This window comes from Sulfuriferula multivorans (assembly GCF_003851125.1).
Classification (GTDB): Bacteria; Pseudomonadota; Gammaproteobacteria; order Burkholderiales; family Sulfuriferulaceae; genus Sulfuriferula; species Sulfuriferula multivorans.
In genome coordinates this window covers 26,127-49,568 of sequence record NZ_BGOW01000050.1, presented here as the reverse complement: position 1 = coordinate 49,568, position 23,442 = coordinate 26,127, and the positions used below count along the sequence as shown (strand labels likewise).

Genomic DNA, 23,442 nt, shown 5'->3' with positions numbered 1-23,442 from the left:
TGAATGTGTTCCAGAGATCCGCTGAGGAACGTCCCAATGGAGCGGCCATGAAGGTGGTTGCCCACGACCTCAAGCCGGAGGAGATGCAGGCTGTAGCCGCGTATGTGTCTACCCTGACTACGAAGAAATAGGCCTCTCTTTGGCGGCTTAAGTGACGCCAGCTGTTTTTTCCACCAGCAGCGTATGCAGCCGTCTGCTGTCTGCGCGCAATACATGAAACTTGAGGCCGTCGAATTCGATTTCCTCACCGCGCTTGGGCAGGTGGCCGAACTGGCTCACCACCAGACCGCCGACGGTATCGAATTCCTCGTCGGAAAACTGGGTGCCTAGCACGGTGTTGAAATCGGCGACTTCGGTCACCGCCTTGACCCGGTAGCGCCCGGCCTTGTCACGGATGACATTGTCTTCGGTTTCGTCGAAATCGTATTCATCCTCGATGTCGCCGACGATTTGTTCGAGCACGTCTTCAATAGTGACGAGCCCAGCGACGCCGCCGTATTCATCCACGACAATGGCGATATGGTTGCGGCTGGCGCGGAATTCCTTGAGCAGGACGTTAAGGCGCTTGGATTCCGGGATGAACACGGCCGGGCGCAGCATTTCGCGCACGTTGAATTCCTCACCTGCGTTATAGCGCAACAAATCCTTGGCGAGCAGAATGCCGATGACGTCATCCTTGTTTTTATCGATGACCGGAAAGCGCGAGTGCGCGGTTTCGATCACATAGGGAATGAACAGTTCAGGCGTATCGTTAATATCCACCATATCCATCTGTGCACGCGGGATCATGATGTCGCGCACCTGGATTTCTGAAACCTGAAGCACACCCTCGATCATGGACAAGGCATCAGCATCAAACAGGTTGTGCTGATAGGCGCTATGCAGCATCTCCACCAGCTCGCCGCGGCTTTCCGGCTCGCGCGAGAGAAATGCGCCAAGGCGCTCTAGCCAACTGGATTTGGCGGGTTCTTCCATGTTAAATCTGCTCCATTTCTAAATAAGGATTGGCAAAGCCCAGCCCAGTGATAATTTCGGTCTCGCGTGCCTCCATGGCTTGCGCATCGGCATCATTTTGATGATCCATGCCATGCAGGTGGAGTACGCCGTGGACGATCAGGTGCGCGTAGTGGGCGATAATGGGTTTGCCTTGTTGCTGCGCCTCACGGCTCACTACCGGGGCGCACAGAACCAGATCGCCACTGATCACCGGGGTTGAGGCATACACGAAGGATAAAACGTTGGTGGCATAATCGCGGCCACGATAGTCATGGTTGAGTGCACGGCCTTCCTGCTCATTAACCAGACGGATGGTGAGTTCGGCATCGCGTTCGAGCGCGGCTCGCGCAAATTGCATGATCTGGGCACGGCTGGGCGCATCGGTTGCACGGACAGCGCGTTGCACGGACAGCGTAAGACGTGGCCGCGCCGGCCTACTTCGGGGTGAGGGTTCAGCGGGTTTGGTCGCGCTTTTCATAAGCATCGACGATCCGTGCGACCAGCGGGTGGCGCACAACGTCTTCCGATAGAAATTGGGTGAAAGCAATACCGCGTATATTCTGCAGCACTTCGCTGGCGTCAACCAGGCCGCTTTTCTGGTGGCGTGCCAGATCGACCTGCGTGACATCGCCAGTGATGACGGCTTTGGAGCCAAAACCAATACGGGTAAGAAACATTTTCATTTGTTCAGGCGTGGTGTTTTGCGCTTCGTCCAGAATGATAAAGGCCTGGTTCAAGGTGCGCCCACGCATATAAGCCAGCGGTGCAATTTCAATCGTGTTGCGCTCGAACAACTTACCCACTTTGTCATAGCCAAGCAGATCGTACAGAGCATCGTACAACGGACGCAGGTACGGGTCTATCTTCTGTGCCAGGTCACCGGGCAGGAATCCAAGCCGCTCACCCGCCTCTACCGCCGGTCGGGTCAGGACGATGCGTTTGACGGTATCGCGCTCCAGCGCATCCACAGCACTGGCTACGGCGAGATAAGTCTTGCCGGTTCCGGCAGGACCGACGCCAAAAGTGATGTCATGCGCCTGAATCTGGGCAAGATACTCTGTCTGGCGCGGGGTGCGGCCGCGCAGATCGGCACGGCGCGTCATGAGTAACGGTACGCTATCCGGGGCAAGGCTGGATGCGTTATGGTGTGTAGCTTCGACCAATGCCAGCTGGATATCATCCACGCTGATCGGGTCGCGTGCCTTGAGATAAAACGCTTCCATCAGTTGAGCGGCAAGCCGGGTCTTGGCTGTTTTTCCGGTAATGCGGAAGTGTTCGCCGCGGCGCGTGATGACGACATCCAGCCCGGTTTCGATCTGACGCAAATTTTCTTCCAAAACCCCACACAAATTGGCCAGTCGTGCGTTATCTACAGGTGCGAAAGCGATTTCCATTAATTCGTGACCCTTTCACCGCGCAACGAATGCGGCTCCGCCCGGGTGATGACAACTTCGGCAAAATGCCCGATCAGACGCGCAGGGCCCGGAAAGTTGACCACGCGATTGTTGTCGGTGCGCCCCGCCAGTTCGCTGGCATCCTTTTTGGACACGCGTTCCACCAGGACGCGCTCGCGGTTGCCCACCATAGACTGGCTGATGGCCAACTCGTTGGCTTCAATGCGTTTCTGTAATTTCACCAGACGCGCCTGCTTGACTGCATGCGGCACCTCATCAAGCAACTCGGCTGCCGGAGTGCCCGGACGTTTACTGTAGATAAAGCTGAACGAGTTATCGAAACCCACGTCCTCAATCAATTGCATCGTTGCTTCGAAATCGGCATCGGTCTCGCCTGGAAAACCGATGATGAAATCCGATGAAATAGTGATGTCCGATCGCGCCTCGCGCAAGCGGCGAATAATGGATTTGTATTCCAGTACGGTGTAGCCGCGTTTCATCGCCGCCAGAATGCGGTCAGAGCCGGCCTGTACCGGCAAATGCAGGTGTGAAACCAGCTTGGGCAGGCGCGTATAGGCATCAATCAGACGCGTGGTGAATTCGCGTGGATGGCTGGTGGTATAGCGGATACGTTCGATATTCGGGATGTCATGCACATATTCGAGCAACAAAGCAAAATCGGCGCTGTCGCCATCTTCCATCGTACCTTGATAAGCGTTTACATTCTGCCCTAGCAGGTTAACCTCTTTCACACCCTGGTTGGTGAGAGCCGTGATTTCGGCCAGGATGTCATTGAATGGGCGCGATACTTCTTCGCCCCGGGTATAAGGCACAACGCAAAACGAGCAGTATTTGGAGCAGCCTTCCATAATGGAGACAAAGGCGCTGGCGCCTTCCGATCTGGCGGCGGGGAGATGGTCGAATTTTTCGATTTCCGGGAAAGAGATATCCACCTGGGGTTGCCCGGTAGCGCGCCTTTTGGCGATTAACGCCGGCAGGCGATGCAGGGTTTGCGGCCCGAACACGATGTCGACGTACGGCGCGCGGTCTATGATGGTCATGCCTTCCTGGCTTGCCACGCAACCGCCCACACCGATAATCAGATCGGGATTGGCGTCCTTGAGTTCGCGCACCCGTCCCAGGTCGGAGAATACTTTCTCCTGCGCTTTTTCGCGTACCGAGCAGGTGTTGAACAGAATGACGTCCGCATCTGCGGGGTTGTCCGTCGGGATCAGTCCGTCAGACGCACGCAACACGTCTGCCATCTTGTCCGAGTCGTACTCGTTCATCTGGCAGCCGAAGGTTTTGATGAAGACTTTTTTCACAATGGGCGCCGGGCAGTTATCAGACTGAGGGCGAAGAAATCGAGTGGTGGTGATGGGCGGAGTCGAACCGCCGACCTATGGGTTATGAATCCATCGCTCTAACCATCTGAGCTACATCACCCCATGAAGCAAAGCGCGGAATTATCAGGGTTTTGCCCTTGTCCTGTCAAGATTTGCGACGATAAGCCCATACCATCATGGCTATGCCAGCCACAATCATTGGCAGCGACAGCCATTGCCCCATGCTGAGTCCGAGGCTGAGCAGACCGAGAAAATCATCCGGCTCGCGCGTGAATTCGACCAGAAAGCGGAACAGTCCGTAGCCGGTCAGGAACAGCCCTGACACCGCACCCATGGGACGTGGCTTGGCCGAAAATAGCCACACGATAGTAAACAGCACAATGCCTTCCAGGCCGAATTCGTACAGTTCGGAAGGATGGCGCGGCACATTATCCACGGCAGGGAAGATCATTGCCCAAGGGACATCGGTAGGCCGTCCCCACAATTCGCCATTGATGAAATTGCCGATGCGCCCGGCGCCCAACCCGAGCGGCACCAGCGGCGCAATAAAATCGGTGATGGCGAGCCAGGGTTTTCCGGTGCGTCGCGAAAATAGCCACATGGCAAAAATTACGCCGAGAAAGCCGCCATGAAATGACATGCCACCTTCCCACACATAAAAAATCTCGAGCGGGTGCGCCATGTAGTAGCTGAACTTGTAAAACAGCACGTAGCCGAGCCGCCCACCGAGCACGGTGCCAAGCACGCCATAAAACAATACATCATCCAGGTTTTTGGTGGTCCAGCCGGAATCAGGATGCTGCCTGATGCGCCAGCGCCCGAGCACCAGTACCAGCATGAATGCGGTCAGGTACATCAAACCGTACCAGCGAATATCGAGCGGGCCGATGGAAATGGCGATGGGATTGAAGTCGGGATGGATCAGCATAGTGCTTGGTAATGGGATAAAATTGGCAATTCCGTATTATCGCACTAATCTGAGGTCAACCATGCCCGTCTATCGCTCCCATACCACTACCCACGGTCGCAACATGGCCGGCGCGCGCGCCCTGTGGCGCGCCACCGGCATGCAGGATGGCGATTTCGACAAGCCCATCATTGCCATTGCCAACTCGTTTACCCAGTTTGTGCCGGGCCATGTACACCTGAAAGACATGGGGCAACTGGTGGCACGCGAGGTCGAAGCCGCCGGCGGGGTGGCCAAGGAATTCAACACCATCGCGGTGGACGACGGGATCGCCATGGGGCACGGCGGCATGCTGTATTCATTGCCATCGCGCGAACTGATCGCCGATTCGGTGGAATACATGGTCAATGCCCACTGCGCCGATGCGCTGGTGTGCATTTCAAATTGCGACAAGATCACCCCCGGCATGCTGATGGCAGCGATGCGACTTAACATCCCGGTGGTATTCGTGTCCGGCGGGCCGATGGAATCCGGCAAGGTCACCATCCGCGGCAAGGTCGTCAAGCTCGACCTGGTGGATGCGATGGTATCCGCTGCCGATGCGCGCGAATCGGATGAGGACGTCATGACCATGGAACGTTCCGCCTGCCCTACCTGCGGCTCGTGTTCCGGCATGTTCACCGCCAACTCGATGAACTGCCTGACCGAGGCACTGGGACTGTCGCTGCCTGGTAACGGCTCGACGCTGGCCACGCATGCGGACCGCAAACAATTGTTTTTGCAGGCCGGACGCCTCATTGTCGATCTGGCAAAACGTCATTATGAGCAGGACGATTATTCGGTGCTGCCGCGTTCCATCGCCACGTTCGAGGCATTTGAAAACGCCATTGCGCTCGACATCGCCATGGGCGGTTCCACCAATACCGTGCTGCACCTGCTGGCATCCGCCTTTGAGGGAGGCGTGCCGTTTACCATGAAGGATATCGACCGCATGTCGCGCAAGGTGCCCAATCTGTGCAAGGTGGCGCCTGCCTCGCAGCAATACCATATGGAAGACGTGCACCGCGCCGGCGGCGTAATGGCGATTCTGGGCCAGCTCGATCGCGCCGGACTACTGCATCGTAACCTGCCCACGGTGCACAGCAAAACCATGGCTGAGGCACTGGAAAAGTATGATGTATCGCGTACCGAAGATGCGGCAGTACGCCAGTTTTATCGTGCCGGCCCGGGTGGTGTGCCGACCCAGGTGGCGTTCAGCCAGGACAAACGCTGGCCTGATCTCGACCTTGACCGCGCTGCGGGCTGTATTCGCGACAGGGAACATGCCTACTCACAGGATGGCGGACTGGCGGTTTTGCACGGTAATCTGGCGCTGGATGGCTGCATCGTCAAAACCGCCGGTGTGGATGAAAGCATTCTCAAATTTTCCGGTCCGGCGCGAATTTTTGAATCCCAGGATGCGGCCGTGGAAGCGGTGCTTGCTGACCAGGTCAAGGCCGGCGATGTAGTGCTGATCCGTTATGAAGGCCCCAAGGGCGGGCCAGGAATGCAGGAAATGCTTTATCCTACTTCATACATCAAATCCAAAGGTCTTGGCAAAGTCTGTGCGTTGATTACCGATGGACGATTCTCGGGTGGCACCTCGGGCTTGAGCATCGGCCATGTATCGCCCGAGGCGGCCGAAGGCGGCACCATCGGCCTGGTTGAGGAGGGTGACAGCATCGAAATCGACATTCCCAATCGCAGCATCCATTTGGCCGTGAGCGACACTGAACTGGCGCGCCGCCGTACGGCGATGCACGCCAGGGGCGACAAGGCGTGGCAGCCGGTAAAGCGTGAGCGGTTCGTTTCCGTGGCGCTGCGTGCCTATGCAGCATTGACCACGAGCGCCGCTACCGGCGCGGTGCGCGATGTGACCCAGGTGGAACGGCGTAACCGCAGCGATGTGCAATAAATTTTTATGAAAACCATTCTGATCGCCAATCCCAAGGGCGGCAGCGGCAAAACGACGCTGGCGACCAATATTGCCGGCTATCTGGCTGCAGCCGGTCAAACCGTGCGCTTGCTGGATATGGATCGCCAGCAGTCGGCCAGTGGCTGGCTGGCGTTGCGATCCGAAGCACTCCCGCCGATCACGCTGTTTTCGGACAAGGTGGTCACCAATGCCGCGCATGAAGGCTGGCTGGTGATTGATTCACCTGCTGGCCTGCATGGCAAAAATCTTGAACGCGCGCTGAAGCTGGTGGATCGGGTGGTCGTGCCCATCGCACCTTCGCTGTTCGACATGAACGCCAGCAAGGACTTTCTGGATGTGCTGCAAACCGAAAAAGCGATACGCAAAGGCAAGATCTTTGTCGGCGTGGTAGGCATGCGCATGGCGCCGCGCACGCTCGCAGCTGCTGCCCTCGAACAATTCCTGCAGGAACTGGATATGCCGATACTGGCCTATCTGCGCGAAGCCCAGTTGTACGTGAACGCCGCCTTTGAGGGGAAATCGCTGTTTGATCTGCCGCCTTATCTGGCTGAGCGCGAGCTTGAACAATGGCAGTATCTATTGTCCTGGCTGGATGCAAAAGCTTGATTACTGGCCCTTTATGGTAGATTTTACAATGGCTTGTGTAGCAAATTGTACGGCTTGTGGACTGGCGCAATTCAGGTAGTATTGCTTCACCCACAGTAGTTTCCATGTGATTTTTAACTAAACTAAGGAGAGCATAATTATGAAGGCATGGATGGGCATTGTTACCGCCTCGATCATTGCGCTCGGCGCAGGTTCTGCAGCTGCGGCGGATTCTGGTTTGTCACTCGCGCAGAAAAATGCGTGTATGAGTTGCCACAGTGTGGACAAAAAAATTGTTGGTCCGGCATACAAAGACGTCGCCGCCAAATACAAAGGCGACAAGGGTGCTGAGGCCAGGCTGATCGAGAAGGTCAAGCGCGGCGGAGCAGGCGTATGGGGGCAGGTACCGATGCCGCCTAACCCGCAAGTCAAAGATGCGGATGTGAAAACAATCGTGAGCTGGATACTCAGTCTCTAAGCAGGAACAGTCATCATCCGGGCCGGCTCTAGTAGCCGGCTTTTTTTACGCCTGCAAGCCGTTCTGTGAGTTGCGCCCAAGTCCCATTACGTTCACGGCTTTTAGCGTTTGTGGTATAAGTTAAAGAAAATTTTGTGACGGAGAACATGTTGAAACCCATCGTAAATGCATTACTGGTCGCGACAATGGCGGCATTGGTACTAGGTGGTTGTGGCAAACATGACGGCGCGTCCTCTAACATCATCAAGATTGGTTCAGTGTCGCCGCTCACCGGACCGCAGGCGCATCTGGGCAAGGACAACGAAAACGGCGCACGTCTGGCCGTGGATGAGATCAATGCTGCCGGCCTCACCCTGGGCGGCAAGAAAATGCATATTGACCTGTTGAGCGAGGACGATCAGGCCGATCCGAAGACCGCCACGACCGTCGCGCAAAAACTGGTGGATAGTGGCGTTGTTGGCGTTATCGGCCACCTCAATTCCGGTTCCACCATTCCGGCATCGACTATTTATCACGCCGCCGGCATCCCGCAGATATCGCCTTCCGCTACAGCCATTGCGTATACCGCACAAGGGTACAACACCGCGTTTCGCGTGATGACTAACGACGAACAGCAGGGCCATGTGCTGGGCCAGTACGCGGTCAATAAACTTGGCGCAAAAAAAATTGCCGTGATTGATGATCGCACTGCCTATGGTCAGGGGCTGGCAGATGAATTCGCCAAGGCCGCCGAGGCGGCGGGTGCGAAAATTGTCGCGCGTGAATACACTACCGATAGATCTACCGATTTCATGTCTATCCTCACCTCGATCAAGTCCAAATCTCCCGACCTGGTGTTCTTCGCAGGTATGGATCCGCAAGCAGGTCCAATGGCCAGGCAAATGAGGCAGCTGGGATTAAAGACGCAACTGTTGGGCGGCGACGGCATGCAAACACCCGAATTCATCAAGCTGGCCGGTGCTGACGCTGAAGGCGCAATTGCTTCCAATCCTGGCCTGACTCTGGATTCCATGCCCGGCGGCAAGGCCTTCAAGGAAAAATTCACCGCGCGTTTTGGACCGATCCAGAATTACGCTCCTTATGCCTATGATGCCGTGTATGTCATGGTGGAAGCCATGAAACGAGCTGATTCATCGGATCCGGCCAAATACTTGCCAGAGCTTGCCAAAACCGATTACCAGGGCGTGACTGGAAAAATCCGTTTTGACAGCAAAGGCGATGTGAGCGGCGGCGCGGTAACGCTATACCAGGTCAAGAATGGTGCCTGGCATCCGCTGGAAACCGTATTCAACGGCAAGTAAGCGGTTTTCTCCAGCGCGTGGCATGGATATTTTTGTTCAGCAGTTGATCAACGGTCTGGTGCTGGGCAGCGTGTACGCGCTGGTGGCATTAGGCTACACCATGGTTTACGGCATCCTTGAATTGATCAACTTTGCCCATGGTGAAGTAACCATGATTGGTGCCATGGTTGCATTATCGGTGATCTCCGCGCTGGTTGGCAGCGGGGTCGAATTGCCCGGCGTGGTGATCGCATTGCTTGGCTTGTTGGCGGCGATCCCGGCGTGCATGGCGCTGGGCTTTACCATTGAGCGGCTGGCATACCGTCCGCTGCGCAATGCGCCGCGGCTGGCACCGCTGATTACCGCAATCGGCGTATCCATCGTGTTGCAGAATCTCGCCATGCTGATCTGGGGACGGCAATATATTTCTTTTCCTCCTATCCTGCCGCAAGGCCGTCATCAATTGCTGGGCGCCAGCATTACCGATGTCCAAATCGTCATTCTGATTACTTCCGTCGTGCTGATGCTGGGGCTCACCATCTTGGTAAAAAGAACCCGTCTGGGGCGTGCCATGCGCGCCACGGCGCAATCACCCCAGTTAGCCGGCCTGATGGGAGTGAATGCCAATACCGTAATCTCGCTCACCTTTGTAATGGGCTCGGCGCTCGCTGCGGTGGCAGGGGTGATGGTGAGCGCCTACTATGGCCTGGCACACTATTACATGGGATTTTTGCTGGGACTCAAGGCGTTTTCGGCAGCGGTGCTGGGCGGTATCGGCAATCTGGCAGGCGCCATGCTGGGCGGTCTGTTGCTGGGGGTGATCGAGAGTCTGGGCGCGGGTTATATCGGCGATTTCACCGGTGGCTTCCTGGGCAGCAATTATCAGGATGTATTCGCCTTCTTTGTGCTGATCCTGGTGCTGGTATTCAGACCCTCCGGCCTGCTGGGCGAGCGTGTCGGCGAGCGCGCCTAAGCCTATGCCACGCAGCAAGCGCCAGGTCTGGTTAACCTTTATCGCGCTGGGAATGATGCTGGCCTTGCTGCCGTTTGCGGTGGATTTCGGGCTGGGGCGCTCCTGGCTGCGCATCATGGATCTGGCGTTGCTGTATGTGATGCTGGCGCTGGGGCTGAATATCGTGGTGGGCTACGCCGGGCTGCTCGACCTCGGCTACATTGCATTCTATGCGGTGGGTGCGTATTGCTACGCTTTGCTGGCCTCGCCGCAATTTGGCCTGCACTTGCCGTTCTGGGCAGTGCTGCCCATTGGTGCGGCCGTCGCCGGCTTATTCGGCGTATTGCTGGGTGCCCCCACGCTGCGTCTGCGTGGCGATTATCTGGCCATTGTGACGCTTGGCTTTGGCGAGATTATTCGTATTTTTCTGAACAACCTCAATGCTCCGGTGAATATCACCAATGGCCCGCAGGGCATTAACCAGATCGATCCGGTGAGTCTGTGGGGAGTGTCACTGGGTAAAACCCATCAGCTGTTCGGAATCACCCTGTCCGCGCCGCACCAGTATTACTTCCTGTTTTTGCTGCTTACCCTGCTGGTGGTATTTGTTTCCCTGCGCTTGCAGGATTCCCGTATTGGCCGCGCCTGGGCGGCAATCCGCGAAGACGAGGTGGCTGCCGAAGCGATGGGCATCAATGTACGCAATATCAAGCTGCTGGCGTTTGCCATGGGCGCCACTTTCGGCGGCCTGGCAGGCGGGTTGTTCGCCGGATTCCAGGGCTTCATCAGCCCGGAGAGCTTCAACCTGATGGAATCCATCATGATTCTGTGCATGATCGTGCTGGGCGGCATGGGTAATATTCCCGGCGTGATTCTGGGTGCTCTGCTGCTTACCGTATTGCCCGAGGCGCTGCGTTATACCGGTAACCTGCAGCGTGCGTGGCTGGGACACGTGGTGATAGACCCCTCCGATTTGCGCATGTTGCTGTTCGGCATGGCCCTGATTCTGGTCATGCTGTTTCGCCCGGCCGGACTGCTGCCGTCGCGTCAGCGCAAGCGCGAACTGGTTGCCAAAGGCGATGTCGCGGTGCAGGAACAGGCCAGCGTCTATGATGCAAAGCGATAATTGACGATGTCCGAACTCATCCAGCTGGAGCAAATCAGCAAGCATTTTGGCGGGATTCACGCGCTCAAAAAGGTCTCGCTGCAAGTGCACGAAGGCGAAATACTCGGACTGATCGGGCCCAACGGCGCGGGTAAAACCACGCTGTTCAATATCCTCACCGGGCTGTATACCCCCAGCAGCGGTAATATCGAATTCAAACATTGTTCCATGCTGGGCATGAAACCGCACCAGGTACTCAAGCAAGGGATCGCACGCACTTTCCAGAATATCCGCCTGTTCGCCAACATGACGGCGCTGGAGAATGTCATGGTGGGGCGCCATGCGCGCACCCGCGCAGGGGTGATCGGAGCGGTATTGCGCAACGCCGCCACACGGACGGAGGAGGCAGCCATTGGCGCGCGTGCACATGAGTTGCTCGAATGGGTGGGCATTGCCAGCCATGCCCACCGGCTGGCCAAGCATTTGTCATACGGGGATCAGCGCCGCCTGGAAATCGCCCGTGCGCTGGCCACCGATCCCCAGGTACTGGCGCTGGACGAACCGGCGGCGGGGATGAATCCGGCAGAGCGCGACATACTCAAGCAGTTGATCCGCCGCATGCGCGACCAGCTGGGTTTGACAGTGTTGGTGATCGAGCATGATGTGAAGCTGATAATGAGTCTGTGCGAGCGGATAGCCGTACTCGATTTTGGCGAGCTGATCGCGCAAGGTACACCAGACGAGGTGCGTCGCGACCCGCGTGTCATCGCCGCCTATCTCGGCGGAGGGGCCAAGTGAGTCTGTTATTCGTTGAAAACCTGGCAGTTTCCTACGGCAACATCAAGGCGGTGCGTGGTGTCAGCCTGAAGGTGGATGAAGGCGAGCGGGTATGCCTGATCGGTGCTAACGGTGCGGGTAAAACCACTTTGCTCAAGGCAATCGTGGGAATGTTGCCGCCAGCCAAAGGATCCGTGCACTTCGCCGGACAATCCATCACCCATAAACCCTCGTTTCAGATCGTGCGTTTAGGGCTGGCCATGGTGCCAGAAGGCCGCGGCATTTTTTCGCGCCTTACGGTGGCAGAAAATCTGGCCATGGGTGCCTATGCCAGGCGTGATGATGCCGCCGTGCGTCAGGAAACCGATGCCATGTACCAGCGTTTCGAACGCCTGGGAGAACGTCGGAACCAGCCTGCCGGTCAACTCTCCGGCGGCGAACAGCAAATGCTGGCGATCGGGCGCGCGCTGCTGTCGCGTCCGCGCCTGTTGCTGCTGGACGAGCCCAGCATGGGACTGGCGCCGATGATGGTGGAAAAGATATTCGACACCTTGCGTGATATTGCTGCGCGCGGCGTCAGTATTTTCCTGGTCGAGCAAAATGCCCGTCTCGCCCTGGAAAGCTGTGATCGCGGCTATATCATGGCCAGTGGGAATATCACCGGCGCAGGTACGGCAGCTACGCTGATAGATGATCCTGCAGTGCAGGAAGCGTATTTCGGCGCTTGAAGCGATACAACCCTCGCTCGGTCAGCACCGCATCGAGCGGCACATCCCAAGGGTCGTGCGGCAGCTCGCCGCTGATACGCTGGCACTCGAACGCCACACCGACCAGAAAAGGTTTGCGCCACGCTTGCCGGCGTCGCAGATAGGCCAGGGTCGTGTCGTAGAAACCACCCCCCATGCCGATGCGATTGCCGCCGTCGTCGAATCCCACCAGCGGCATAAACAGCAAATCGAGCTGGCGTGCATGCAACTGCTGAGTGGTGGTGTTTTCCGGAATGCCAAAACGGTTGGCTACCCATGTTTGCCCCGCTTGCAGGCGATTGAACCACAGCGTCCTGCCGCGTCCGAATGACAACATCGGCAAATAACACGCGCGTTTTAGCATCAGCGCGCGGTTGATCAACGACAAGGTGCTGATTTCGGCGCCGTGGGCGAGATAAATGCCGATGCGTTGATAGCGGGTCAGCAAGCCATGACGCAGTGCATTGCGCGTCAAACCGACGGCGGCGCGTCGGCGTTCGGTGCGGCCGATAGCAGCGCGGCGCTGGCGCAGAGATTTACGCAGTTCGGATTTGTTCATGAGGGGGTGCTCCCCGCGATGCAGTCTGGACGCTATCTTGAACCTGCGGTTCAAGGGGTCGCAGCGCAAGTACTTTAGGCACATTAACGTGTAACGCGCACACCGGTACCAAAATATAGCCGCAACCAGATCAAATTTATTGGTTCAAAGAATTCGCGGCCAGAGCAACATCGCAGAGAGCATTAACTGGATTCTGGAGAAGTGAACAGCTCGTTTTGATCGGCCATCGCTTTGTCCAGCAACGCTTCCATGGAATTCATTCTACGCTTGATGGCAGTGATGTCAAAACCCTTGTCCTGCCTTGAGGAAAGTAACTCGTAGGCAATATTCAATGCTGCCATTACAGCAATCCGTTCAACCCCGATGACCTTGCCCTGCTCGCGTATTTCGCGCATTTTCTTGTCCAGAAAATCCGCGGCGGAGAGTAAAGCTTCCTGCTCATCGACCGGGCAGGCGACACGAAATTCACGCCCCAGAATGTTGATATCCATACCTTTGCTATCGCGACTCATGCTTCACCTTCGGGAATTTTTTCCAGCAAAGTTTCGATACGGACGCGTGCCTGCGTCATGCGCTCGGCAAGCAGCTTTTTTTCGCCGGTTGCCGCAGCGATTTGCTGGCGCAGCTTCTGGTTCTCCGTACGCAGATTCTGGCACAATTGAGCCATCTGCTGAATTTTGGACTCGAGGGCGTTCAGTTCACTTTCCATACAGACACTATAATTTGGAAAATTCAGCTGCGTCAACAGTTAACCGAACTAACCGAAAGTAATTTTTAAACAAATGAGTGATACCAGCCAATTTGTCGACCCCAATGCGGACTTCGACGAAAACAATCCTCTGCGTGATGATGCGGTGCATTATCCAGGCAATACCAAACGTGGCAAAGCATGCGAACTGGTGGACAACACCGGTTGTGCGCTTGCTCCGGATGAATGCCGGGATATCCTTGCCGGCCTGATCGAAAACGACTTGTTCGGATTTCATCCCTTTTCTGCCAATGGTGGTGAAACCATCAGCCTGGAGCGGCGCGAGTCCACCCACGTACAAGTGGGCGATGATCTATATCGTCTGATCGTGTTCCGTTATCAGGCGCGCATCGAAAATTTCTGATGGCCTATCTGCTGGATTACATCAAGTCGCGCTGGGCCCCAAAAGGCAGTGTGGTGACCGCGGGCGTCCCGCCTGAGACGCGGGTGGAGCAGGTGCCGGTGACGCTTGAACTGGTCGCACGCCATCTGGCGGCCTCAACCCTGTTGCCCCACGGCGAGGCGACAGAAACCGCAATTTTCAAGGCCCTGTCCGACCCGCTGTTCCTGCAAACCGGCCCGCGCGCGCTGGCGCAGCAGCTTATCGGGGCTGGGCTCAGCGCCGATCTGGAGCCACTGGTGAAACTGCTTACCGTACTGACCCAGGAGGTTACCCGGCGCATGTATATTGAGGCGGCCAGCCAGCGCCCCGAAGCCATCGGCATTCGCCTGTTTCCGCTGCATGCCAACGCGGACCCGGCCATTCAGGCGTTGTGTGCGGCAGATGCGCATGGACTGGGCAACGGTGTTTATCCTTTCACCGCTGTGCCGGACAATCCCACGCCCGGGCAACCATGTGCCTTCTACATCCGCGTTGTCACACAGGATTAGCCGTTTAAACTGCATTCCGCTATAATCTGCCGCCTTGTCAGGTGCCGCGCCGTGTTCCGGCTGCGCGGTTAAACGGGAAACTGGTGCAATACCAGTGCTGCCCCCGCAACGGTAAGCGAGTGTGGGTGTGTCTTTAAGCCACTGTGCGAATGCATGGGAAGGCGACACGCCAAATCTTGCGAGCCCGGATACCGGCCTGTCAGACCATCCGAAACATCGCGGAGAGGCGGTGTGGCCGGGACGTCCTGTGCGCCTTGTGCGCTGTCGCGCCTGTCTGCTTTCCCCCGTGTTTCCTTTCATCCGCCGCAAGCGGGGACCCTTGCGAATTTAAGGAATCATCATGCACACACGTTTTGCCCTCAGCGCCGTCGCGCTCGCTGTTTCCAGCTTGGCTCAGGCCGCCCCCTCCACCTATCCGCTCGATGACATTATTGTCACGGCCACGCGTACGCCATTGCCGGATGTGGCTGCGCCGTATGCGTCCGAGGTCTATACACAGGCGATGATCCAGGCCTCCGGGGCGAGCAGCCTGGTTGATTTTTTGACGCAAAACACCACGCTCAATGTGGTGCCCAATTACGGCAACAAATTCACGCCGACGCTGGACATGCGCGGTTATGGCCTGACCAGCGGTTATCAGAACATTGTGGTGAGTCTGGATGGGCAGCGCCTGAACAATATTGACGGCATGCCGCAGTTGCTCGGCGCCATTCCAATTGCCAGCATTGACCGCATAGAAATCACGCGCGGCAGTGGCTCTGTTATTTATGGCGATGGTGCGACGGCAGGCACGATCCAGATTTACACGCGGCCCTATCAAGGGGTGACAGTGGCCGGTTCTGCCGGGAATTATGGTGCGCTGTCGGGTACCGTGGCGGCCGGTTTGTCCCGAGACAATTTCAGCATCTCCGCCAGCAACGATTACCAAAGCCAGCGCGGCACCAGCGATGCCGACGTGACCGGTCAGCGCGATGCCTCCAGCCTGACGACCCAGCGCGGCCAGATGCGTGTGCGTCCAATCGACGCGCTGTGGTTGACGCTGGATGGGTCAAGTTCAAAAATCGATACGCGTTATGCCGGCCATTTGACCTTGGCGCAATTCCAGAGTGACCCTGCGCAAAATGGCGGGAATACCTATACCCACCAGAAATTCGATAGCGACCAATGGCGTCTGGGTGCGTCCCTGGATCTGACGCCGGACACAAAGCTGACCGCAAGCCGTAATCGGGAGGACAAGCTGTCCAATTATGTTTCGCCCTACCCTTACAAAGCCAACTACGATTACGTGACGGATGATGTTGCGCTGGTTCACAGCGGGAATGCCTTCAAACTCACGACTGGCATACAGCGCTTTGATGGCACGCGCATCGGTGCATCCGACCAAACCAGCAAAAACAATATCGGGTACTACCTGCAAGGGCAGTATGTGATTGACAAGCTGACCTTGTCGGCCGGCGCGCGTCGCGAAAAGGTCGAATACAACTATGTACCGGATGCAGGTACCGCCTTGCACGCCACGCAACAGCTCAACGCGTGGGACATAGGCAGCAATTATCGGCTGACCGCTACCACGTCGTTTTTTGCCAACTACAATCAGTCTTTCCAGGCCCCCGATATTGACCGGTTTTTCAATTTTGGCGGGACGTTTAATGCCTTCATCTCGCCTGAAAAGGTGAAGACGGTAACGCTGGGTGCCAATCACTCGCAAGGCAATCATCGGCTGAAACTGGCCGTGTTTCGCGCCAATCTTAAAAACGAAATCTATTTCAATCCGGCGACTTGGGCGAACACCAATATCGATCAGTCGCACAAATATGGACTGGAATTGCAGGACAGCTGGCGTATCCGGCCAGATCTGAATTTGCGTACGGGCTATACGTATACCCGCGCCATTATCGACCGGGCAAACAGCGGCGGCGGTGCTTTCGACGGGAAGGATTTGCCCGGTGTGCCGCGTCACGGCGTGACGCTCGACATGCAATACGACTGGTCCGAGCACAGCACCTTCAATGTGGGCTACGTCTGGCGCAGCAGCTCCTACGCCGCCAATGACTTTGCCAATAACTTTACCCAGAAGCAGGCGGCATTCCAGAGCACCAATCTGGCGTATCGCTACCGTTATAAGGCCTATGAGTTGTCAGCCGCTATCGATAACGTGTTTGCGCAGAAGAATGGCTTGTGGGTAAGTGATAATGTTATTTATCCGGTCAGCTTTACGCGTAACTACCGCGTGGGTTTCAAGGCCAGTTTCTGATAATAAGGTAAGCTGGAAGAAGCGTTAGCTGCTTGATCCGACCACCCGCTTGGGTGGGATAGTCGGGTGGCGTACAATTCGAGTTAATGCAATTTAAGGAGTCCCCCATGTCGCTATCGTTCAAGCACCGTTTATGGATACTCCTCGCACTGGCTGTCGTCATGGCCACCACTCGCATGAGTCACTTCGGCACCTCTGCGCTGCTGCCCGACGCAAGTCTGGCGGTATTCCTGCTGGCCGGCGTGATGGGCCTGTCCGCAGGCTGTCTGGGTTTGCTGATGGCGGCAGCGTTCGGTATTGACGTGGTTTCGGCGCAAACCGCGACCGAAGCAGGCTGGTGCATGACGCCGGCATATTTCGGCCTGATTCCCACCTACGCTTTGTTGTGGGGTGCGGGACGCTGGCTGGCGCGCCGGCATGCTGATTTCCCCGCTGCCATGAGTGCGGTGCTGGCGCTGGGGGCTGTCAGTGCGGCTTTTGTGGTGTCGAATGCATTCTGGTATGCCTGGTCCGGTACGCTGGGCGATATGGGTGTGGTGGCATACACGCAGGCCGTCGCCAAATATTTCCCCCCGTATCTGGGCAGCGCCATGCTGTATCTGGTGCCGGCCTGGCTGGTTTTCCGCCTCACGCGTAGCCGTCACATCCCTGCAAACTGATTGGTAATCCTATGCTCCAACGCATGAGCAGGCAAGCCCTGCCATGCCGCAGCACTCACCGCGCATAAACACAGTGTCACACGCACGTCACGTTGCTTTGCTACAAAACGGTTGCAGGTGAATGCGGCGTTCCCGCCCATCGCGCTGCGCTGGAGTGGTGACGTGAATATTCTGATGGTCTCGGACGTGTATTTTCCGCGCGTGAACGGCGTGTCCACATCGATCATGACCCTGCGCCGCGAGTTGCAGGCACTCGGTCACGAGGTGACGCTGGTGGCACCGGCTTATGACATGCACGAGACGGCACAGGCGGATATTTTGCGCATCCCCGGGCGCAGGGTTCTGCTGGACCCGGAAGATCGCATGATGTCGCGGCGCGCTTTGCGACAGTTGCCGGAAGCGCTTGCCGGGCAGCATTTCGATCTGGTACACATCCACACGCCTTTCTTCGCTCACTACACCGGCCTGCGTCTGGCACGCGCCTTCAATATCCCCTGTGTGGAAACCTACCATACCTTTTTCGAAGAATACCTGTACCACTACGTGCCGTTCCTGCCGAAAGCGGTGATGCGTTATCTGGCGCGGTTTTTTTCGCGCAAGCAATGCAGCCAGGTAGACGGGTTGGTACTGCCGTCCATCGCCATGGACGAGGCGCTTGCCCGGTATGGGGTGCGAGCATTCAGCAAAATCATCCCCACCGGCATTGATCTGGCGGATTTCAGTGCGTGCGACGGCGCGGCATTCCGCAAGCAACACGGCATTGCTCCAGAACGTCCGGTGGTAGTGTATGTGGGTCGTGTTGCGTTCGAGAAAAATATCGGATTTTTGTTGTCCGTGATGGCTGAATTGCGCCACAGCCTGCCCGACGCGCTGCTGGTGATTGCGGGTGAAGGGCCGGCCGAACCCAGGCTCAAACGCGAAGTAGCCGCGCTCGGGCTCGCGCACAATGTGCTGTTCGTCGGCTACCTGGAGCGCGGCACTGAATTGCCTGCATGCTACTGTGCAGGCGATGCCTTCGTGTTTGCCTCGCGCACCGAAACCCAGGGGCTGGTACTGCTCGAAGCCATGGCACTGGGCGTGCCGGTGGTGTCCACTGCGGTGATGGGTACGCGCGATATCCTGGCGGCCGGGCGCGGCTGTCGCGTGGCCGAGGATGAACCCAGGGCATTTGCAGCGACGCTGCGCGAAGTGCTTACTGATAAAGCATTGCGGGCACGGTTGAGCAGCGAAGCAAAGCAGCATGCACAAGACTTGAGCGCTCCGCAGATGGCACGGCAGATACTGGATTTTTATCGGGAAGTGCTGGCTCGCCACACCAAATAGATCGCCATGTGCGCGATAATGGCGCGCATGGCACACGCAAAGTCACCTTACATCGGCCGCTTCGCTCCTTCGCCTACCGGGCCGCTGCATTTTGGCTCGCTGGTGGCTGCTCTCGGTAGTTATTTGCAAGCCAGAACGAATCATGGGCAGTGGCACCTGCGCATGGAAGATCTCGACACCCCGCGTTGCATGCCCGGTATGGCGGACAATATTCTGCACACGCTGGAGCGATTCGGTTTCGAATGGGATGGCGCGGTGGTGTATCAGTCGCAACGGCTGCCTGCTTACCGTGCGGCCCTGGATCAATTGCAGGCCGCAGGAATGGTATATGGCTGCGCCTGTACCCGGCGCGAGATCGCCGACTCCAGCTTGCACGGCATCGAAGATACGGTCTATCCCGGCACTTGCCGCGACGGCGTGCCGCCTGGCAGGACAGTACGCGCACAGCGCGTGCGTACCGACACCACTCCGATTTGTTTCGATGACCTGTTGCAAGGCCGCATATGCCAGCGGTTACAAGACGATCTGGGAGATTTTGTGGTGTTGCGTGCCGACGGAATCTTTGCCTACCAGCTTGCCGTCGTGGTGGATGATGCGCAGCTGGGCGTGACCGAAGTGGTGCGTGGCGCCGACCTGCTTGCTTCCACCCCGCGTCAGATATACCTGCAGAATTTACTGCATCTGCCCACCCCATGCTATGTGCATCTGCCTGTTGCAGTTAACGCAATCGGGCAAAAGCTTTCCAAACAGACCAACGCCGCAGCACTGAACCCTCTCAATCCGCTTCCCGAGTTGTGCCGGGCGATGGAATTTCTGAGCCATCCGGTACCGGATGAGGTGGGTACGCTGGATGAGTTCTGGGGCTGGGCAGGGTTTGCCTGGAGTCCGCAACAGCGATTGCGTACGGGCAGCGAGACAGGTTCTAAGGTGGTATGACGTGTTATTCTTTGTACCCGAAAGGAATCCGACATGGCTTTGCCCGAACGTACCCAGCAGGTGATCCAGACCTATGCGCAGTTTATACACGCCATCGCCACGGCCTGTCACAAGCCGGAGTTGATGCCGCAAACCCAGCAGATGCTTACGCAGGCTGAACAGCAAGGCTGGGGTGCGATGGTGATGGCGGTGCGCCAGGTTCTGGCCGGCAAGCGTGATAGCAGTGTGTATGCAGGGCTGGATGATGATGACCGCATTATCATCGAGGCGATCCTGCGCGGGATTCAGGATCCCGCCACCTTGCCCGATCCGAATCAGCAGCCTGACCCCAGTGCCGCCGCACCGGGGCTGGCGGGAATGATTCATGCCGCGGCAACGGGCGATGTGCCGGCGCTTTCTGCATTGGCAGACATGGCCGAACAGATGGTCAAAGTGGGCGGCGATATGGGCCGACTGGGCGGCAGCCTGCGACGCCTGGTCAACGGCGAGCGCGATGTGGATCTGCTCACTCGCGGCATGAGCGCAAACGGCCGCGATCTGATCGCCAAATTGGTGGATGAACTGGCGCGCTACAACGTGCATTGATCTGACGATTCCGCTATCATCAGGGCACGTTTTTCGTAAGGAGCAATGGCAATGGCAAGAACCGTAAATTGTATCAAACTGGGGCGCGAAGCCGACGGACTGGATTTTCCGCCGATGCCGGGTGCGCTGGGCCAGCGTATCTATGAGAATGTATCGAAGGAAGCCTGGGCCGGCTGGATCAAACAGCAAACCATGTTGGTGAACGAAAATCGCCTGAATTTGGCTGATGCCAAGGCGCGTAAATATTTAATCGAACAGGTGGAGAAATATTTCTTTGGTGAAGGTGCGGATGTAGCTGCCGGTTACGTACCGCCTGCCAAGTAAGTTTCTCGCCCCCAATAAAAAAGGCAGCCTGAGCTGCCTTTTTTATTGGGTACGCAAGATTATTTGATAATTGCAGCCAGCTCGCCCTTGGCATATTTTGCAGCCATTTTTTCCAGATCAACCGGCTTGATCTTGGTCGCCTGACCTGCGCTGCCGAAGGCTTCGTAGCGCGCTTTACAAATAGCCTTCATGGCCTTGGTGGAAGCAATCAGGAATTTGCGCGGATCAAATTCCTTTTTGTTTTCCGCCAGGAACTTGCGCACCGCACCCGTGGATGCCATGCGCAGGTCAGTGTCGATATTGACTTTGCGCACGCCATGCTTGATACCTTCGATGATTTCTTCCACCGGCACACCGTAGGTTTCACCCATGTCGCCGCCGAAGTCGTTGATGATTTTCAGCCATTCCTGCGGCACCGAGGAAGAGCCGTGCATCACCAAGTGCGTGTTGGGGATGCGTGCGTGGATTTCCTTGATACGGCCAATGGCGAGGATGTCGCCGGTGGGCGGACGGGTAAATTTGTATGCGCCGTGCGAAGTGCCAATCGCGATAGCCAACGCATCCACGCCGGTTTTCTTGACGAAATCGGCGGCTTCTTCCGGGTCGGTCAGCAATTGTGAATGATCCAGCATGCCTTCAGCGCCACTACCATCTTCCTCACCGGCCATACCGGTTTCCAGTGAACCCAGACAGCCCAGTTCGCCTTCCACGGAAACACCTACAGCATGGGCGATATCGACTACCCTGCGGGTGATCTCCACGTTGTATTCATAGCTGGCCGGGGTCTTGGCATCTTCCTGCAGGGAACCGTCCATCATCACCGAAGAGAAGCCGTCGGTAATGGAACGAATACACACCGGGGCGCTGGCGCCGTGGTCCTGGTGCATGACAATAGGAATATGCGGATAAGCTTCGACCGCAGCGGTGATCAAATGCCGCAGAAAGCTGGCGCCGGCGTATTTGCGCGCGCCGGCAGAGGCTTGCATGATGACCGGGCTGCCGCATTCATCGGCGGCTTCCATAATGGCCTGAACTTGTTCCAGGTTGTTGACGTTGAATGCGGGCAGGCCATAGCCGTTTTCAGCGGCATGGTCCAACAGTTGGCGCAGGGATACAAGTGCCATGATTTTCTCCTTGGTTAATAAATAGACTGCAAATCCTGAAAAACTTTAAGCTTTCTTGTGTTCGCCGACCGTAACAATCTTCATGGTGTTGGTACCACCGGACTCACCGATCGGCTCACCTATGGTAAGCACGATCAAATCACCGTCACGCACCGCACCGCGGCGACGCAATTCATCCTCCGCTTCGATCAGCAACTGATCGCGATCCTTGGAATCGGTCTGGAAATTGACTGGGTAAACGCCCCGATACAAGGTAACTTTTCTACGGGTTTCCACTTCCGGTGTCAAGGCGTAGATCGGTACGCCCGTGCTCATGCGCGACATCCACAGGCAGGTACTTCCGGACTGGGTCAGCGCCGCAATGGCACGCACATTGGGCAGATGAGTCGCGGTAAAAATGGCGGCCATCGCCACCGATTCATCTTTCCGGTTGAAATTTTTATTGATCCGCAAATTGACAAAATCACGTTCGATTTCTTTTTCCGCCTCGCAACACACGCGATCCATGGCGGCAATTGCTTCCACCGGAAACATGCCTGCGGCCGTCTCGGCCGACAACATCACGGCATCGGTGCCATCCAGCACAGCATTGGCCACGTCGGAAACCTCGGCGCGCGTCGGTATCGGGCTGGATATCATGGATTCCATCATCTGCGTGGCGGTAATGACCAGTTTGTTACGCTGGCGCGCCATGCGGATCATTTTCTTTTGCAGGGCAGGCACCGCAGCGTCCCCGACTTCTACACCGAGATCGCCGCGCGCCACCATGATGGCATCGGATGCGTCGAGAATTTCTTCCAGCGCCGGAATCGCTTCAGCACGTTCGATTTTGGCTACCAGCATGCCGTGACCACCCGCCGCCCGCAGCAGATTCCGCGCAAGCTGCATATCGGCAGCAGAGCGCGGGAAGGAAATCGCCACATAATCCGCCTTCAGTGCCGCGGCAGTCTTGATATCTTCAATGTCTTTTTCAGTCAGCGCGGCGGCTGACAACCCCCCACCCTTACGGTTGATGCCCTTATTGTTGGAGAGCACACCCCCTTGTATCACCTTGCAGATGATTTCCGAACCCTTGACTTCTTCAACCCACATTTCGATACGGCCATCGTCCAGCAACAACGTGGCGCCGCGCTCCAGATCTCTGGGCAGGTCTTTGTAGTCAAGCCCCACACGTTCCTGGGTACCCATTTCGCACGTGGCGTCGAGCACAAAACGGTCGCCGGCTTGCAGCGTGATCTTGCCGTCGGCGAATTTGCCAACACGGATTTTCGGGCCTTGCAGGTCAACCAGCACGCCCACCGCACGACCCCTGGTCCGCGCCAGCGAACGCACCATCTCGGCGCGATCGATATGGTCCTGGGCGATACCATGCGAAAAATTGAGACGCACTACGTCCACGCCCGCCTCCATCATTTTGTCCAGGACTTTAGGGTCATTGGATGAAGGGCCGAGTGTGGCGACGATTTTTGTTCTGCGTATCATGAATTTATTTACTCTG

At 57.0% G+C, this 23,442-nt stretch carries 26 protein-coding genes, 1 tRNA gene, 1 other RNA gene and 1 riboswitch; of the genes, 16 read left to right on the top strand and 12 right to left on the bottom strand.

Going from position 1 to position 23,442, the window contains the following annotated elements; translation table 11 throughout:
• Positions 1 to 147: 147 nt before the first annotated feature.
• The 6 genes from EI185_RS17310 to lgt form a co-directional block, all read right to left on the bottom strand.
• On the bottom strand, positions 148 to 975 hold the full coding sequence (locus EI185_RS17310; protein WP_124706398.1) for a CorC family transporter: 828 nt from the start codon (positions 973 to 975) through the stop codon (positions 148 to 150).
• Between the two features lies 1 nt (position 976).
• Positions 977 to 1,402 (bottom strand): rRNA maturation RNase YbeY, encoded by a 426-nt coding sequence (ybeY, locus tag EI185_RS17305; protein WP_306308290.1) that lies wholly within the window; start codon positions 1,400 to 1,402, stop codon positions 977 to 979.
• A 46-nt stretch (positions 1,403 to 1,448) separates the two neighbouring features.
• A complete protein-coding gene (locus EI185_RS17300) occupies positions 1,449 to 2,390 on the bottom strand; it encodes a PhoH family protein (protein WP_124706396.1) in 942 nt (313 codons plus the stop codon).
• The gene (gene miaB / locus EI185_RS17295; RefSeq protein WP_124706395.1) at positions 2,390 to 3,718 is read right to left on the bottom strand and encodes a tRNA (N6-isopentenyl adenosine(37)-C2)-methylthiotransferase MiaB; all 1,329 of its coding nucleotides are present in this window, start codon (positions 3,716 to 3,718) and stop codon (positions 2,390 to 2,392) included. Before miaB ends, EI185_RS17300 begins: the two co-directional genes overlap by 1 nt.
• A gap of 41 nt (positions 3,719 to 3,759) precedes the next feature.
• Positions 3,760 to 3,836 (bottom strand) — tRNA-Met (locus EI185_RS17290).
• Between the two features lie 45 nt (positions 3,837 to 3,881).
• Complete coding sequence (gene lgt / locus EI185_RS17285; protein ID WP_124706394.1) at positions 3,882 to 4,664, bottom strand: prolipoprotein diacylglyceryl transferase; 783 nt, start codon at positions 4,662 to 4,664, stop codon at positions 3,882 to 3,884.
• A gap of 61 nt (positions 4,665 to 4,725) precedes the next feature.
• On the opposite strand from lgt, the gene ilvD reads away from it, so the two are divergent.
• The 8 genes from ilvD (at position 4,726) to EI185_RS17245 (ending at position 12,523) form a co-directional block, all read left to right on the top strand.
• Positions 4,726 to 6,597: a dihydroxy-acid dehydratase gene (gene ilvD / locus EI185_RS17280; RefSeq protein ID WP_124706393.1), complete on the top strand. Its 1,872-nt coding sequence runs from the start codon at positions 4,726 to 4,728 to the stop codon at positions 6,595 to 6,597.
• A gap of 6 nt (positions 6,598 to 6,603) precedes the next feature.
• The gene (locus tag EI185_RS17275; protein WP_124706392.1) at positions 6,604 to 7,224 is read left to right on the top strand and encodes a nucleotide-binding protein; all 621 of its coding nucleotides are present in this window, start codon (positions 6,604 to 6,606) and stop codon (positions 7,222 to 7,224) included.
• 139 nt (positions 7,225 to 7,363) lie between these two features.
• Complete coding sequence (locus tag EI185_RS17270) at positions 7,364 to 7,681, top strand: c-type cytochrome (RefSeq protein WP_124706391.1); 318 nt, start codon at positions 7,364 to 7,366, stop codon at positions 7,679 to 7,681.
• Positions 7,682 to 7,827: 146 nt separating this feature from the next.
• Entirely contained in the window at positions 7,828 to 8,982 is a 1,155-nt protein-coding gene (locus EI185_RS17265; protein WP_124706390.1) for a branched-chain amino acid ABC transporter substrate-binding protein, read from the top strand.
• A 22-nt stretch (positions 8,983 to 9,004) separates the two neighbouring features.
• On the top strand, positions 9,005 to 9,934 hold the full coding sequence (locus EI185_RS17260) for a branched-chain amino acid ABC transporter permease (protein WP_124706389.1): 930 nt from the start codon (positions 9,005 to 9,007) through the stop codon (positions 9,932 to 9,934).
• 4 nt (positions 9,935 to 9,938) lie between these two features.
• Entirely contained in the window at positions 9,939 to 11,039 is a 1,101-nt protein-coding gene (locus EI185_RS17255) for an ABC transporter permease subunit (RefSeq protein WP_124706388.1), read from the top strand.
• A gap of 6 nt (positions 11,040 to 11,045) precedes the next feature.
• A complete protein-coding gene (locus EI185_RS17250; protein WP_124706387.1) occupies positions 11,046 to 11,816 on the top strand; it encodes an ABC transporter ATP-binding protein in 771 nt (256 codons plus the stop codon).
• A 2-nt stretch (positions 11,817 to 11,818) separates the two neighbouring features.
• The gene (locus tag EI185_RS17245) at positions 11,819 to 12,523 is read left to right on the top strand and encodes an ABC transporter ATP-binding protein (RefSeq protein ID WP_223247915.1); all 705 of its coding nucleotides are present in this window, start codon (positions 11,819 to 11,821) and stop codon (positions 12,521 to 12,523) included.
• On the opposite strand, the gene EI185_RS17240 is transcribed toward EI185_RS17245, so the two are convergent.
• The 4 genes from EI185_RS17240 to EI185_RS17225 form a co-directional block, all read right to left on the bottom strand.
• Positions 12,474 to 13,100 carry a 5-formyltetrahydrofolate cyclo-ligase gene (locus tag EI185_RS17240; protein WP_124706385.1) on the bottom strand — a complete coding sequence of 209 codons (627 nt, stop codon included), beginning with the start codon at positions 13,098 to 13,100 and terminating at the stop codon, positions 12,474 to 12,476. The two genes, EI185_RS17245 and EI185_RS17240, sit on opposite strands and share 50 nt — an antisense overlap.
• A gap of 6 nt (positions 13,101 to 13,106) precedes the next feature.
• A non-coding RNA gene (gene ssrS / locus EI185_RS17235) (6S RNA) lies at positions 13,107 to 13,282 on the bottom strand.
• Positions 13,283 to 13,612, bottom strand: a complete 330-nt coding sequence (locus EI185_RS17230) for a cell division protein ZapA (RefSeq protein WP_124706384.1) — start codon at positions 13,610 to 13,612, stop codon at positions 13,283 to 13,285.
• Positions 13,609 to 13,809, bottom strand: a complete 201-nt coding sequence (locus EI185_RS17225) for a hypothetical protein (RefSeq protein WP_124706383.1) — start codon at positions 13,807 to 13,809, stop codon at positions 13,609 to 13,611. Before EI185_RS17225 ends, EI185_RS17230 begins: the two co-directional genes overlap by 4 nt.
• 73 nt (positions 13,810 to 13,882) lie before the next feature.
• Here EI185_RS17225 and EI185_RS17220 point away from each other — a divergent pair, with 73 nt between their 5' ends.
• From EI185_RS17220 to EI185_RS17185, 8 genes are all read left to right on the top strand, one after another.
• Positions 13,883 to 14,212, top strand: coding sequence for a hypothetical protein (locus EI185_RS17220; protein WP_124706382.1), 330 nt, complete (start codon positions 13,883 to 13,885; stop codon positions 14,210 to 14,212).
• Complete coding sequence (locus tag EI185_RS17215; RefSeq protein WP_124706381.1) at positions 14,212 to 14,739, top strand: hypothetical protein; 528 nt, start codon at positions 14,212 to 14,214, stop codon at positions 14,737 to 14,739. The genes EI185_RS17220 and EI185_RS17215 overlap by 1 nt, the downstream gene beginning before the upstream one ends.
• Before the next feature lie 22 nt (positions 14,740 to 14,761).
• Positions 14,762 to 14,953: riboswitch (cobalamin riboswitch) on the top strand.
• Positions 14,954 to 15,079: 126 nt separating this feature from the next.
• Positions 15,080 to 16,993, top strand: coding sequence for a TonB-dependent receptor (locus EI185_RS17210; protein WP_124706380.1), 1,914 nt, complete (start codon positions 15,080 to 15,082; stop codon positions 16,991 to 16,993).
• Between the two features lie 107 nt (positions 16,994 to 17,100).
• On the top strand, positions 17,101 to 17,652 hold the full coding sequence (locus EI185_RS17205; RefSeq protein ID WP_124706379.1) for a hypothetical protein: 552 nt from the start codon (positions 17,101 to 17,103) through the stop codon (positions 17,650 to 17,652).
• A gap of 162 nt (positions 17,653 to 17,814) precedes the next feature.
• A complete protein-coding gene (locus tag EI185_RS17200; protein WP_124706378.1) occupies positions 17,815 to 18,975 on the top strand; it encodes a glycosyltransferase in 1,161 nt (386 codons plus the stop codon).
• 27 nt (positions 18,976 to 19,002) lie between these two features.
• Positions 19,003 to 19,911: a tRNA glutamyl-Q(34) synthetase GluQRS gene (gene gluQRS / locus EI185_RS17195; protein WP_124706377.1), complete on the top strand. Its 909-nt coding sequence runs from the start codon at positions 19,003 to 19,005 to the stop codon at positions 19,909 to 19,911.
• A gap of 33 nt (positions 19,912 to 19,944) precedes the next feature.
• Positions 19,945 to 20,496, top strand: coding sequence for a hypothetical protein (locus EI185_RS17190; RefSeq protein WP_124706376.1), 552 nt, complete (start codon positions 19,945 to 19,947; stop codon positions 20,494 to 20,496).
• Positions 20,497 to 20,547: 51 nt separating this feature from the next.
• Positions 20,548 to 20,820: an oxidative damage protection protein gene (locus EI185_RS17185; protein ID WP_124706375.1), complete on the top strand. Its 273-nt coding sequence runs from the start codon at positions 20,548 to 20,550 to the stop codon at positions 20,818 to 20,820.
• A gap of 59 nt (positions 20,821 to 20,879) precedes the next feature.
• Here the strand turns inward: EI185_RS17185 and fba are convergent, their stop codons facing one another.
• On the bottom strand, positions 20,880 to 21,944 hold the full coding sequence (fba, locus tag EI185_RS17180) for a class II fructose-bisphosphate aldolase (RefSeq protein ID WP_124706374.1): 1,065 nt from the start codon (positions 21,942 to 21,944) through the stop codon (positions 20,880 to 20,882).
• A gap of 45 nt (positions 21,945 to 21,989) precedes the next feature.
• The gene (gene pyk, locus EI185_RS17175) at positions 21,990 to 23,426 is read right to left on the bottom strand and encodes a pyruvate kinase (RefSeq protein ID WP_124706373.1); all 1,437 of its coding nucleotides are present in this window, start codon (positions 23,424 to 23,426) and stop codon (positions 21,990 to 21,992) included.
• Between the last annotated feature and the right edge of the window lie 16 nt (positions 23,427 to 23,442).

Coding starts and splice junctions, on each gene's coding strand:
- EI185_RS17225 (WP_124706383.1), bottom strand. CDS start 13,809: ATGGAAAGTGAACTGAACGCCCTCGAGTCCAAAATTCAGCAGATGGCT.
- EI185_RS17310 (WP_124706398.1), bottom strand. CDS start 975: ATGGAAGAACCCGCCAAATCCAGTTGGCTAGAGCGCCTTGGCGCATTT.
- EI185_RS17255 (WP_124706388.1), top strand. CDS start 9,939: ATGCCACGCAGCAAGCGCCAGGTCTGGTTAACCTTTATCGCGCTGGGA.
- EI185_RS17275 (WP_124706392.1), top strand. CDS start 6,604: ATGAAAACCATTCTGATCGCCAATCCCAAGGGCGGCAGCGGCAAAACG.
- EI185_RS17260 (WP_124706389.1), top strand. CDS start 9,005: ATGGATATTTTTGTTCAGCAGTTGATCAACGGTCTGGTGCTGGGCAGC.
- lgt (WP_124706394.1), bottom strand. CDS start 4,664: ATGCTGATCCATCCCGACTTCAATCCCATCGCCATTTCCATCGGCCCG.
- EI185_RS17220 (WP_124706382.1), top strand. CDS start 13,883: ATGAGTGATACCAGCCAATTTGTCGACCCCAATGCGGACTTCGACGAA.
- EI185_RS17210 (WP_124706380.1), top strand. CDS start 15,080: ATGCACACACGTTTTGCCCTCAGCGCCGTCGCGCTCGCTGTTTCCAGC.
- EI185_RS17300 (WP_124706396.1), bottom strand. CDS start 2,390: ATGGAAATCGCTTTCGCACCTGTAGATAACGCACGACTGGCCAATTTG.
- EI185_RS17250 (WP_124706387.1), top strand. CDS start 11,046: ATGTCCGAACTCATCCAGCTGGAGCAAATCAGCAAGCATTTTGGCGGG.
- EI185_RS17240 (WP_124706385.1), bottom strand. CDS start 13,100: ATGAACAAATCCGAACTGCGTAAATCTCTGCGCCAGCGCCGCGCTGCT.
- gluQRS (WP_124706377.1), top strand. CDS start 19,003: ATGGCACACGCAAAGTCACCTTACATCGGCCGCTTCGCTCCTTCGCCT.
- EI185_RS17185 (WP_124706375.1), top strand. CDS start 20,548: ATGGCAAGAACCGTAAATTGTATCAAACTGGGGCGCGAAGCCGACGGA.
- EI185_RS17265 (WP_124706390.1), top strand. CDS start 7,828: ATGTTGAAACCCATCGTAAATGCATTACTGGTCGCGACAATGGCGGCA.
- EI185_RS17190 (WP_124706376.1), top strand. CDS start 19,945: ATGGCTTTGCCCGAACGTACCCAGCAGGTGATCCAGACCTATGCGCAG.
- EI185_RS17215 (WP_124706381.1), top strand. CDS start 14,212: ATGGCCTATCTGCTGGATTACATCAAGTCGCGCTGGGCCCCAAAAGGC.
- EI185_RS17205 (WP_124706379.1), top strand. CDS start 17,101: ATGTCGCTATCGTTCAAGCACCGTTTATGGATACTCCTCGCACTGGCT.
- pyk (WP_124706373.1), bottom strand. CDS start 23,426: ATGATACGCAGAACAAAAATCGTCGCCACACTCGGCCCTTCATCCAAT.
- ilvD (WP_124706393.1), top strand. CDS start 4,726: ATGCCCGTCTATCGCTCCCATACCACTACCCACGGTCGCAACATGGCC.
- EI185_RS17230 (WP_124706384.1), bottom strand. CDS start 13,612: ATGAGTCGCGATAGCAAAGGTATGGATATCAACATTCTGGGGCGTGAA.
- EI185_RS17270 (WP_124706391.1), top strand. CDS start 7,364: ATGAAGGCATGGATGGGCATTGTTACCGCCTCGATCATTGCGCTCGGC.
- fba (WP_124706374.1), bottom strand. CDS start 21,944: ATGGCACTTGTATCCCTGCGCCAACTGTTGGACCATGCCGCTGAAAAC.